At 69.5% G+C, this 12,299-nt stretch carries 10 protein-coding genes; all 10 read right to left on the reverse strand.

Features of this window, described 5'->3' with window-relative positions:
• Nucleotides 1–102: 102 nt before the first annotated feature.
• The gene (locus ACFY2Q_RS24260; protein ID WP_387133804.1) at nt 103–2,004 is read right to left on the reverse strand and encodes a delta-60 repeat domain-containing protein; all 1,902 of its coding nucleotides are present in this window, start codon (nt 2,002–2,004) and stop codon (nt 103–105) included.
• A 253-nt stretch (nt 2,005–2,257) separates the two neighbouring features.
• A complete protein-coding gene (locus tag ACFY2Q_RS24265; protein ID WP_387133806.1) occupies nt 2,258–3,088 on the reverse strand; it encodes a phosphatase PAP2 family protein in 831 nt (276 codons plus the stop codon).
• Between the two features lie 365 nt (nt 3,089–3,453).
• Nucleotides 3,454–5,160, reverse strand: a complete 1,707-nt coding sequence (locus tag ACFY2Q_RS24270; RefSeq protein WP_387133807.1) for a glycosyl hydrolase — start codon at nt 5,158–5,160, stop codon at nt 3,454–3,456.
• A gap of 97 nt (nt 5,161–5,257) precedes the next feature.
• Nucleotides 5,258–6,091: a shikimate dehydrogenase gene (locus tag ACFY2Q_RS24275; RefSeq protein ID WP_387133808.1), complete on the reverse strand. Its 834-nt coding sequence runs from the start codon at nt 6,089–6,091 to the stop codon at nt 5,258–5,260.
• Complete coding sequence (gene mltG, locus ACFY2Q_RS24280; RefSeq protein WP_387133809.1) at nt 6,091–7,284, reverse strand: endolytic transglycosylase MltG; 1,194 nt, start codon at nt 7,282–7,284, stop codon at nt 6,091–6,093. Before mltG ends, ACFY2Q_RS24275 begins: the two co-directional genes overlap by 1 nt.
• On the reverse strand, nt 7,284–7,742 hold the full coding sequence (ruvX, locus tag ACFY2Q_RS24285) for a Holliday junction resolvase RuvX (RefSeq protein ID WP_387133811.1): 459 nt from the start codon (nt 7,740–7,742) through the stop codon (nt 7,284–7,286). Before ruvX ends, mltG begins: the two co-directional genes overlap by 1 nt.
• A 72-nt stretch (nt 7,743–7,814) precedes the next feature.
• Nucleotides 7,815–10,493, reverse strand: a complete 2,679-nt coding sequence (gene alaS / locus ACFY2Q_RS24290; protein WP_387133812.1) for an alanine--tRNA ligase — start codon at nt 10,491–10,493, stop codon at nt 7,815–7,817.
• Entirely contained in the window at nt 10,490–10,795 is a 306-nt protein-coding gene (locus tag ACFY2Q_RS24295; protein WP_387133814.1) for a hypothetical protein, read from the reverse strand. Before ACFY2Q_RS24295 ends, alaS begins: the two co-directional genes overlap by 4 nt.
• A gap of 29 nt (nt 10,796–10,824) precedes the next feature.
• The gene (locus ACFY2Q_RS24300) at nt 10,825–11,292 is read right to left on the reverse strand and encodes a DUF948 domain-containing protein (protein WP_387133815.1); all 468 of its coding nucleotides are present in this window, start codon (nt 11,290–11,292) and stop codon (nt 10,825–10,827) included.
• 141 nt (nt 11,293–11,433) lie between these two features.
• Nucleotides 11,434–12,132 carry a hypothetical protein gene (locus ACFY2Q_RS24305; protein WP_387133885.1) on the reverse strand — a complete coding sequence of 233 codons (699 nt, stop codon included), beginning with the start codon at nt 12,130–12,132 and terminating at the stop codon, nt 11,434–11,436.
• Nucleotides 12,133–12,299: the final 167 nt, after the last annotated feature.

Below are 12,299 nucleotides of genomic sequence, written 5' to 3' on the forward strand. Positions count from 1 at the left end.
CGGCAGGCGACGTACGTCCCTTGTGACGCTTCGGGCCGGCGACGTGGTCCGCCGCCGGCCCGACCGTGATCTATCGATTCTCCGTGCTGAACGGATCAGCTGTCACTGCACGGAGAAGAACATCTTTGGCGTGGACCAGGTCAGGTCTCCGTTCGCCGGTGCGATCACCGTGCTGGTCGCGGCGTCGACAGCCACGCTGGCCGTGGGATCGAACGACACGCTTCGCAGCGTGCCGTCGCTGCCGCCGTACACGATCCGGCCGCCGACCCAGGCCATGCCCCGCACCGACGACCACGTGATGCCCGTGGTGGTGAGGCGGAACTCGGTCGCGCCCAGGTAGTTGCCGTCGATCTCGAAGTAGCGGTAGTAAAGCGCGTTGGCGCCTGTGCGTGTGTAATACAGCCGGCCGTCGAGGTAGAACGCACCGGTCATGGCCGCGGCGTTGAACCAGGCGTTGAACCCTGACGACTCCCACGGCACGCCGATGGCGCCGCCGTTGAACATCGAGACGTCGATCCGGCTGCCGGTGCGGGTGCCCGCAACGGTGTGCGCCCAGTAGATGCGGTCGCTCACACGCCAGGTCGCGCCGGCCATCGTGTAGGTGGGTTGGCTGACGGTGGTGGGGGCACCGAGAGTCGTGCCGTTGAACGAAGCCTTGGCCAGCTGACCCTCACCCGTGCCCAGGTAGAGGTTGCCGGTTGTCGCGGTCGGCGGGTTCTTCGGGGCGAAGGTGCGACCGCCGGCGAGCGGGAACATGCCGAGCCGGCCGTGATATTCGCTGCCCATGCCGTCGGAGTTGTGCCCGAAGTAGATCCCGTCACTCCCCCTCCAGAGCACGGGAACCTGCGAGCCCCAGTTGCTGCTTCCGGCCGGCATGGACGTGCTGCCGCGGCGGCCGGGATTCCACGCGACAGGCAGGCCGGTCGCCGGGGTGACGGCGGCGATTCCCAGTCGGTCGATCGCGCCGGCGCCGGCCGCGTCGCTGGCGTTCGGGTTGTTCAGCCAGCGGAAGTGCCCGCCCAGGTAGATGACGTTGTCGGCCACCTCCACCGAGGTGATGGTGTCGTTGCCGGTGTAGTCGACCCAGGTGCCGAGCTGACCGCTACCCCGGTCTGCGGTCTCGAACCGGATCAGGGCGTCGCAGTACGCGGCGGGCCAGCCGGCACCGCCGTTGGTGCCGACGACGAACCAACTGCCGTCCGCACCGAACTTCAGGTCTTGGACGTAGTGCGTGAAGGTCTCGGGCGCCGCGCACGGCGCGGCGAACTTGTCAGTGCTCCAGTCCAGGACCGTCGGCGTACCCGAGAGGTCGATCATCACCATCTGGTTCCGGGAGAGCCCGTTCACCAGGCTGAAGTTGCCGCCGGCGATCATGGTCTGCCCGTCCGGAGTGACATCGATCGTCCAACCGTACGAGCCGGTGCCGTGCCGCCCGACGGTGGCGTTGATGTTGAAGGTCGGGTCGATCGCGCCGGTGGCGGCGTTGAGCCGGGCCAGCCCGGAGTGTGCGGCGCCGTTCAACCAGTTGAAGGCGCCAGCGACGTAGAGCCAGTTGTCGCGCAGCACCATGTCTCGGATCATGCCGCCGTCGGAGCGGCCGACCCAGCTGTCGATGGTCGCCCCGGTCGTGGGGTTCAGCGCCACCAGGTTCTTCCGGGAGACACCGTTGACGGTCTTGAACCCGCCGCCGACGATAAGCGTGCCGTTCGGGCCGGCGATCAGGGAGTTGACCGGGCCATCGAGAACCGGCAGGAACGTGGACGCGATGGTTCCGCTGACCCGGTCGTACGAGAACAGGTAGCTCTGCGTGATCCACGGCGCGGTGGAGGTCTGCCGGATCTGGGTGAAGCTTCCCCCCACGTACACCTGGGATCCGACCTCGGCGAAGGCCCGTGTCTCGCCGTCGCGGCCGTGTGGGGTGTGGTCGGCGGGATTTGTCGACACCACTGTCGCCGTCTCAGGAGCCGGCACCACGGCAGCCGAGGCGACGGTGGGTACGGTCATCGTCCCGGCGATGGTCACCAAGGCGACTACGGCTACGCGGAAACACAATCCGACAGGTCGTCGAGAGAGCGGAATATTGCGCACGCTGCGCCTCCAAATTGGACGAGGACCTGGGTAGCGTGCCTCGTCGGTCATCATTCGCGATATCCGCCGATTGGACTGTCGCTTGTACCTGACAACGGCGGGCGGGCGCCGTGCCGGGTATCGGACTCCCACCGCTTCCTGCGGTCGCGCAGCACAGCGGCAAGCGGGATCAAAGGGTGGTCGTGACCTTTTCGGGCGCCGCGTTCGCAGACCGGATTGGTGGACGCACCCGCCCTTCGGCCACGAGCACGGTAAGCACCATCACGCCGAGCAGCAGCGCGCCGAAGATCCAGCCCCCGATCACGTCCGTGAACCAGTGCTTCTCGGCGTAGATCCGGGTGTACCCCTCGACGGAGACCAGCACGGCCAGAGCGGCCGCGATGGCGATCCGGCCACGGCGCGAGATATTCCAGGTCAGCATCGCCAGCACCGCGACGGTGCCGAAGGTGAGCAGGACTCGGGCGCAGCCGCCCGACGGGTAGGTGCCGACGTCGGTGGGTGGGTGGCCCCGGTCGACGGTCACCGCCAGGATCTGCTGGGTGTATTGCTCAAGGACGAACTGCAGTGGCATGGCGGCCAGCGGAATCCACCAGCGGCGGCGGCGCCAGGCGATGGCGAAGCCGAGCGCCGCAACCACAGTCACCCACTTGAGCGGGTACCGGTCCCCGATTGCCGTGATAAATGAGTTGATGTCGACCCACACGTCGACGCGCCGGGCATGCACATAGTCGAAGACGCCATGATCAACGGACGGCTCCAGTTTGGCCAGCAACTCGCCGAGTGGCCAGCAGATCGCCACCACCGCCGCCGACCCCGCGAGCAGAACGACGAGAGCCGCCCCGAGTCGGCCGAGCGCCTCGGTGAGCCCAGCCACCGCCGCACGCAGTCGGTCCGCCGCCCGACTCTCCCGAACGGCCGGCACCCACCGGGTCGCCACCACGGGGATCAGAAAAGCCGGCACCAGCACCGACAGTGCCGCCAGGGCGTAGATCAGAGCCACAGCCGGCCACCGCCGTCACGTCGGCAGGCGGCTTGTCCCGCCACATCCACAGCACGCGGCCACCTCGCGTCTGCCAGAGCCATCGACCCTCCTCGCCCCGAGAGGCCGGCAAATCCCAGCAGGATTCACCACCACCGCCACATGCCATTCGGCTGGTGACACGTTAGGGGACCAGGACGCTCCGCGATAGCCGCCAATCTGTCCGCTGTCCGTCCACCATTTGTGGGCGTGGGGCGTTGACATCACCGAAATCCGACGAAAGTGAATATCGTATTAGCGTCGAGTCGCATTTACGACAGTGCCGAAACTCGACGGCAACACCTGGCCAGTGCGAGGTGGCCCAGCGGTCGTCACCCAGGTGGTCGTCAACGGCTTCCTGCGGTGGGTTGCCGCAGATAGGGATCCTGACCGGCTCGCGCGAAGCCTGCCACTGACAAGGCGTCATGGTTCATCGTCATGTCGCAGGTCGCCGTGCGGGACGTTACGCCTGCCGAGTTGAAGTAGACGGCTGCCTTGATCTTCGGGTGCGCCTTCAACGCCGCGGGGAACTCCTGGAACCAGCGCTGCTTGGCCCCCGGGTCGGCGGAGTTGAAGTTGGTGCCGAACTCGGCGAGCATCCGCGGCTTGCCAGCGCCGATGCCGTTCTGGTCCAACCAGCGATAGAAGCCACCGACCGTCGCGCTCGGGCTCTTCCACACCGTGCTGTTTCGGCAGACGTGGAAGTTGTACGGGTCGTAGGCCACCCAGTCGACGTAGCGGTCACCGGGGTAGAGGCCGGCGTACCGGGAGTAGTGCCCGGACCAGCCCATCATCGTCCACACCCAGACGGCGTTGTCCGCGCCCGCCTTGGCGAACCGCTCGTACACGTACCGCCAGGCGCGAACGAACTCGGCGTCGCTGCCCTTGGCCGGCTCGTCCTCCGGCTCGTGGTCGAAGCCGAGGAACACCGGCACCTTTGCGGCCCGGATGCGGCCGGCGACCGCGTCGATCGTCGCGTTCTGCCGCCCACTGTAGACATCGGCCCACTTCAAGGTCGTGCCGGCGGAGAAGTTGCGGGACTCCCAGGCGAAGAACATGAGCCGGCCCTCGCGCATCTGCTGCTGCTCGTACGCGTCGGGGAAGGCGCCGTTGCTGCCCGCGTTGGAGAAGTCGTGGTAGCGGTGCACGATGTCGAACTTCCGACCGACCTGCGCCTCCACGTCGGTGACGGCCTTGCCGTGGTTCCAGCCGCCGGCCGCCCGGGCGGGTGCGTACATGCCCCACCAGGCGCCGCAGGACGGGACGAGCTTGTCCGACACCGAGCCGCACTTGCCGGACGGAAGAGCCGGGTTCGCCGTCGCGGTGGGCGCCCACGTCGGCGCGACTGTCGGCGACGGCGTGGGCGCGGCGGTGGTCGGCGGCGCGCTCAGCGTCGGTGGCGGCGCCGGACGCGTGGTCGGCGGCGACGACGGCGCGGTGCCGATGTCGTAGCTGATCACCAGGCTGGGCCGCAGGTCCGGGTTGCTGTTCTCGACCGACGCCCAGTAGATCCGGGTGTCCAGACCACTTTGGGCAAGCGAGACCGTCCAGGTCCCGTTGCCGGTGATCAGCCTGGAGATGTCCCACTCGTTGGCACCCTTGGCGACACCTGTCACCGTGTCCAGTGCGGTGCCTGCCGACGCCACGGCCGGCCGCGTCTCCCGGGCGCTCAGCGGTGACGCGTGCGCCGTCACCGTGGCGGCGAACTGCTGCCAGGCGTGCACCCGCAGGGTCGCCCGGACGTTTACCGCCGCTGCGGGCACGGTGGTCACGGCGAACTCGATTACCGCCTCCCGGCCGCCCTGCGGATTGCCGTCACAGCGGGCCGGGCAGGTGGCGAGGGTCGTCTTGGCGGCGTTGTCGCCGTCCTGGGTCACCGCTGTCGCGGTGGTGTCCGCCACCGCGCGGATCGACAGGTCGTCGCTGGCCAGCAGCGGCAGCGTGGTCGCCACGATGCCGGCGACCACGGAACCTCCGACCACGCCGAGGGCGATCGCCTTGCGGTGAGGGCCGGAGCGGAACCGGCCCGCGCGGTGCAGTCCGTGCCTGGTCAAGGAAACTCCCTGTGTCTGCTGGCGTAACGCAGAGCAGCGTATCCATGACCAGGGGCAGTCGTGGGCAGGACAGTTTTCCGTAAGCGCGTCTTAAGCGTCAGCTAAGAGAGGCGCCGGTGGCCTGCCGCAGAGCCGCCCGCATCGCCTCGACCGGGGCGGCCACGCCGGTGAACTGCTCGAACTGGCCGACCGCCTGCGCCAGCAGCAGGTCCAAACCGGACACCACCCGCAGGCCGGCACCAAGGGCCGAAGCGGCAAGCGGCGTCGGCCACGGGTCGTACACCGCGTCGAAGAACACCGCGCCCGGCGACCAGGTCACCGCGTCGGCAAGTGCGTCGGCGACGCCCGCCGGCATTGTGGACACCACCACGTCGGCGGCGAGGTGGCGGGGCGCGTCAGCCCAGGCCCCGCCGGTCAGCCCGACCCCCAACGCCGCCGCCACCGGGCGCAACTCGTCGACCGCCGCGGGCCGGCGGGCCACCACCGTCACGCCGGAGCAGCCGAGCCGTGCGGCGGCGGCGAGCGCGGCGCGGGCCGTACCGCCCGCACCCAGCACTGTCATCGCCGCACCGGCGCGCACCCCCGCGCCGGTGAGCACGTGCACCATGCCGCCCACGTCGGTGTTGTCCGCATGCCAGGAGCCGTCCGGTCGGCGTACCAACGTGTTGGCCGCGCCGACGGCGGCGGCGACAGGCGAGGCCTCGGCGGCCACGGCGAGCGCCGCCTCCTTGCCCGGCATGGTCACCGACAGCCCGGCCCACTCGGGGCCCAGGCCGGCGACCAGGGCCGGCAGCTCCGCCGCCGCGCACTCGATCCGGGTGTACGACCAGCCGGTCAGCCCGGCGGCGGCGTAGCCGGCGTTGTGGATCACCGGGGAGAGCGAGTGCGCGATCGGCTTCCCCAACACCGCCGCACGCCGAACCAGTGCCATCAGATGATGCCGGCCTCGCGGGCCTTGGCCTCGTTGCGCTGGTGCTCCGGGTAGGTCTCGGCGAAGGCGGAGTGGCCCTCCTTGTCGATGGCCACGAAGTAGAGCCACTTGCCGACCGGCGTGTCCATCGCCCCTTCCAGGGCTTCCTTACCGGGGTTGTTGATCGGGGTCGGGATCATTCCCGGCAGCTTGCGGTTGTACGGGTTCTTCGGGTCGTCCAACTCGGCCGCCGTCATCTGCTTGGACGACTTGGTCGGCTTGCCGATCGACTCCAGGTAGTAGTTGACGGTGACGTCCATCTCCAGGCAGTTGCAGGGGAACTCGCCGTACACCCGGTTGTAGGCCACCCGGGCCACCTTGCCGAGGTCGTCCTTGTTGCCGGCCTCGGCCTGGGCCAGCGACGCCACGATCAGCGCCTCGTACGGGCTGACCTTGCGTTCCTTCTGCACCCGGTCGGCGAACTTCATCTCGCCGGTCACCGAGAGGAAGTTGTCCACCATCAGCTTGAGGATGCTCTCCGCGGTGGCCTTCGGCGGAATCTCGTACGTGTCCGGGAAGAGGAAGCCCTCGACGGACTTGACGACCTTCTTGCCGTCGTCGCGCTTGAACCACCAGTCCGGCACGCCGAGCGCCTCCGGGTCCTTGGCGGCGGCCTCGAAGTCCTTCACCGGGATCTTGGTCTTGTCGGAGAGCAGCTTGTAGATGTTCTTGCTGCTGCGCCCCTCGGGGATGGTCAACCCGTTGACGATCTTGTTTTTCAGGTCGAGCATGGCGGCGACGGCGCTCTCGCCGCTCATCTGCTTGCGCAGCTTGTAGGTGCCCGGCTGGATGTTCTTGCTGCGCGAGTTGGCCTCGGCGGCCTCGATGAACGCCTTGTGGCTCTTGACCACGTCGGCGGCGACCAGGGCGTCGGCCATGTCGGCGAGCAGCGCGCCGTTCTTGATCTCGACGCTGATCTCGCCGGACCCGGTGCCGTCGTAGTCGGGTGTGACGAAGTAGCTCTGGACCCTGTCGAAACCGTAGAACGCCCCACCGCCGATGACGCCCAACAGGACAAAGGCCATCAGCAGCGCCAGGAACGTCTTGCCCCGGCCGCCACCGGACCCACCCTTGCGCTTGCGGAAGCCCCGCCGGTGCCGGCCCTTCTCCCCCCGCTCCGGCTCGTCGAACCCAAGGTCCAGATCGTCGATCATTACGTCCGCCTCCGCTGCGCGTCCAGCCAGCTCTGCAGGATCTCCACCGCGGCCGCCTGGTCGACAACCGCACGTTGACGCTTGCCCCGAACGCCACGCTCGGCAAGCCTACGAGAAGCGACCACCGTCGACATCCTCTCGTCGGTGAGCGTTACCGGGACAGGCGCTATCACATCGACCAGTCGGTCAGCGTACGCCTTCACATGGACCGCCGCCGGACCATGCTTGCCGGCGAGATTGACCGGAAGGCCGACGACAACCTCGACGGCCTCATGTTCGGCCACCAGCGCCGCCACCTCGGCAATGTCACTCGGCACCGCGTCCGGCGCGGCGGTGAGATCACGCGCCAGGGTCACAAGTGGGGTGGCCAGGATCCCGTCCGGATCCGAGCGGGAGATACCCACCCGCACCTGACCGACGTCCACACCGATCCGCACACCACGCACGCGCTCACTCACCGACGGTCACCGGAGGGCCATACGAGCCAGGGCGGACCATTCGGTCCGCCCTGGCTGACAACGATCGTGGTATCACGCTTCAGTGATCGCCTTCTCGACGGTGAGGAGCAGGTTCGGTGCCTCGGCGGCGGGCAGCCCGCCGCCCTGGGCCAGGTCGGGGCTGCCCCCGCCGCGCCCGGAGAACGCCGCCTTCACCAGATCCGAGGCCGCGAGGCCCCGGCTGCGCGCGGCGGCGTTTACCGCCACCACGAGCGACGCCTTGCCGTTCGCGCGGGCCGCCACCGCGACCACCGCCGGCCGCGCAGGGTCGATCTTGCCGCGGATCTCCTGGGCCAGGGTCCGCACGTCGTTACCGGCCGCGCCCTCCGGCGCCTCGGTGCCCACGTACGCCACCCCGCGCACATCCTTCGCCTGCGCGGCGAGCGCTCCCGCCCCACCCAGCACCAACTGAGCGCGCAGCTTCTCCAGCTCCTTCTCGGCGTCCCGGAGCTGGGTGACGGTCTGCTCCACCCGGTCGGCGACCTGGTCGTTGGGCACCCGGTACAGCTCGGCCAGCCGGGACACCAGCAGGTGCTCGCGGGCCAGGAAGCCGAACGCGTCCATGCCGACGAGCGCCTCGACCCGGCGCACACCGGAACCGATCGACGACTCGGAGAGGATCTTCACGAGGCCGAGCTGGGCCGAGCGCGCCACATGCGTGCCACCGCACAGCTCCCGGGCGTAGTCGCCCACCTCGACGACCCGCACCTCCTCGCCGTACTTCTCACCGAAGAGCGCCATCGCGCCGATCCGTCGCGCCTCGTCCAGCGACGTGATGAAGGCGTGCACCTCCAGGTCGGCCAGGAGCACCTCGTTCACCTGCTGCTCCACGTCCCGCAGCACGGTCGGGGAGACACCGGTCGGGGTGTTGAAGTCGAACCGCAGCCGACCGGGCGCGTTCAACGAACCCGCCTGCGTCGCCGACTCCCCGAGGAAGTTACGCATGGTCTGGTGCACCAGGTGGGTGGCGGTGTGCGACCGGGAGATCGCCCGCCGCCGCGTGGTGTCGATCTCGGCGTAGCCGGTGTCGCCCGCGCGCACCTCGCCCCTGATCACCCGGGCCCGGTGCACGATCAGGCCGGGCACCGGCTGCTGCACGTCGAGCACCTCGACCTGCCCGTCGCCGACGGTGATCATGCCGTGGTCGGGCTGCTGGCCACCGCCCTCGGCGTAGAACGGGGTCGTGTCGAGCACCAACTCGATGGTGTCGCCCTCGGTCGCCGCCTGGATCGGGCCCGCCCCGCCCAGCAGCGCCCGCACCCGCGACTCGCGGGCCACCTCGCTGTACCCGGTGAACGTCACAGGGCCACCCGAGTCGAGCACCGACCGGTACGCGGACACATCGGTGTGGCCGGTCTTGCGGGCCTGCGCGTCCGCCTTCGCCCGGGTCCGCTGGTCGGCCATCAGCCGGCGGAAACCCTCGTCGTCGACAGCGAGGCCCTGCTCGGCCGCGATCTCCAGGGTCAGGTCGATCGGAAAGCCGTACGTGTCGTGCAACTGGAACGCCTTCGCCCCGGACAGCGCCGTGCCACCCGCCGTACGGGTCTCGGCGATCGCCGTGTCCAGGATCGTGGTGCCCGCGCGCAGCGTGGACAGGAAGGCGTCCTCCTCCGCGTACGCGTACTGCGAGATCCGGTCGAAGTCGCTCGCCAGCTCCGGGTACGACGGCGCCATGCAGTCCCGGGCGACCGGCAGCAGCTCGGGCAGCGCCCGATCCTGCCAGCCGAGCAGCCGGATCGACCGGATCGCCCGCCGCATGATCCGACGCAGCACATAGCCGCGCCCCTCGTTGCTCGGGGTCACACCGTCGCCGATCAGCATCAGCGCGGTCCGCACGTGGTCGGCGACCACCCGCAGCCGTACGTCGTCCGGGTGCGACTCGCTCGCCACGTGCCCGGAGTGCGCGCCGTACCGCTTGCCGGTCAGCTCGGCCGCCCGGTCCAGGATGGGCCGGACCTCGTCGATCTCGTACAGGTTGTCGACACCCTGCAGGATCGAGGCCATCCGCTCCAGGCCCATGCCTGTGTCGATGTTCTTCGCCGGCAGCTCACCCAGGATCGGGTAGTCGTCCTTGGTGGTGCCCGGACCCCGCTCGAACTGCATGAAGACGAGGTTCCAGAACTCCATGTAGCGGTCCTCGTCGACCGCCGGGCCGCCCTCGCGGCCGTACTCCGGGCCCCTGTCGTAGAACAGCTCCGAGCACGGACCGCACGGCCCGGGAATCCCCATCGACCAGAAGTTGTCGGCCTTGCCCCGACGGACGATCCGCGCCGCCGGCACACCCACCGACCGCCAGATCTCGTACGCCTCGTCGTCGTCGAGGTAGACGGTCGGCCAGACGCGCTCCGGGTCCAGACCGAACCCGCCGTCAGCCTGCGACTTGGTGACCAGGTCCCACGCGAGGGGAATCGCGCCGTCCTTGAAATAGTCACCGAAGGAGAAGTTGCCGTTCATCTGGAAGAACGTGCCGTGCCTGCTGGTCTTGCCGACCTCGTCGATGTCCGGGGTGCGGATGCACTTCTGGACGCTCACCGCCCGCTGGTACGGCGGCGCCTGCTGGCCCAGGAAGTAGGGCACGAACTGCACCATGCCGGCGTTGACGAACAGCAGGTTCGGGTCGCTGATGGCGGGCAGCGGAGCGGACGGCACCACGGCGTGGCCATTCGCCTCGAAATGCGCGAGGTACCGCCGCTTGATCTCCGCCGTCTTCATCGCTGGTGTTCCTCCGGAAAGATTTCTCGATCGCCGATCCGCGGGTCTTCCCGCAGCTCGGCGAACTTGTCGTCGAACGCCTCGCCCTGGGCGAACGCGTGGTGGATCTCCTGCTCGCGTTCGGCCATCCCGATCCGGACGTCCTCCACGAAGCTACGCAGCGACTCGACCAGGCCGCCAGCGGATTCCGACAACGAGCTGGCGATACCGGCAGGCGTGTACGCCTGGGCGGTCCGGGTCGCCTTGCGGACCACGATCACGCCGACGGTCACGCCGATGCCGAGCCAGAACAAGCGCTTCATGTCGTGCTACCTCCTGGTGCGCCGGCTGGTCAGCGGTCGTCGCCGCGCCGGGCGGCCCGTCGCTGCTTCTTGATGGTGTCGCGTACCTCGCGCTCGGTCTCGGCGGCCCGCCGGCCGGCGGCGGCCTTGCGCACGCCGTAGCCGAACGCGGCCACCTTCACCAGCGGGTTCGCGGCAGCGGCGGAGACGACGGTGGCCAGGTTGGCGACGTTGGCGGTGACGTTCTGCGCGTGGCTGGTCATGGTGTCGACCTTCGCCAGCTGCAGGTTCACGCCGTCGAGCGAGGTCTGCACCTGCTCCAGCGCGGTGTTGACGTTCTTCACAGTGGTGTTCACGTCGCCGAGCAGCGGCGCGGTCCGATCGTTGAGGTCGTTGATCATCCGGGTAGTGGCGTCAACCGTGTGCCGCAGCCGCAGAATCGGCAGCGTCAGGATGAGCACCAGTACCGCGAACGCCGACGCCGCGATCAGCGCCGCGACCTCTCCCAAGCCGTCCACGCCTGTCCTCCTCATACAGAATTCCGCAGGACCCGACGTCCCCGGAACGCACCACCTTGTGCCCGCGCCGATCTGTCGCCAGTCAGCGGTAGCGGGCGGGCCCGCCAGCCCCAGACCCTACCGTCCGTGATGGAGACCGGCTCAGGACGGTGAGGGTGTCAGGTCGCCGAGCGGATCCGCACTGACCGTCGGGAACGGATCCTCTCCGGTCAGCGACGGGTCGGTGGCCGGCTGCGGCCTGGTCCGCTCGTCGTCGATCGCATTGCGTACCTTCACCGACACCAACGAGCCGGTGCACTCCGCCGCAGCGGCCGACGGCTCCGGGGACGGCACGAGCGCCGGCTCGCCGTCGACAGGCGGCGGCACGCAGGTCGGCGAACGCACCCACAGGTCGAGGGTCAACTCGTCCCGACGCCAGCAGGTGTAGGTGCCCTTCGTCTCCTGCTCCGGGCAGCGGCTCACCTTCCACGGTTGCCAGCCGTCCTGGCGCAGCGCGTCCTCGTACACCTTCGTCGTCTCCTCCGGTGACTTTTCGGAGTTGACGGTGCGCTCACGGAGCCGGCAGTCGAGCAGGCACCAGCGGCTGCCGCTGACGTCGTCGACCGTCTTCGTGGCGGCCCAGCCAGGCACGTTGAGCTGGTCCAGGTTGTCGAAGACCGGGTCGCGGCTCAGCGTGCGGACGCCGAAGAACAGCGGCACCGCGCCGAGCAGCACGACGCTCACCAGCACCAGCACCGCCGCCCGCAGCCGGCGTCGTTCGCGCAACTGCCGGCGCAGCTCGGACCGGGCGCCCGGTGCGGCCCCGTCGTCGTCGGGGGTGTCCTGGTTGGCCGCGCGCAGCGCGGCCCCGCCGGCCGGTTCGGGGGTCGGGCGGTCCGCCGGCCCGGTCGCGGCGGGCACCACGGCGGCGGCACGGGCCACGCCGACGGGCTCGCCGGGGCGTCCGGGAGGCGGCACGGGGGCGACGCCGCTCGGCTCGGGGCGGCCGGGATCCCGGTGCGGCGGCA

The organism is Micromonospora sp. NPDC000316 (genome assembly GCF_042898885.1).
In the GTDB taxonomy this organism is placed as follows: domain Bacteria; phylum Actinomycetota; class Actinomycetes; order Mycobacteriales; family Micromonosporaceae; genus Micromonospora.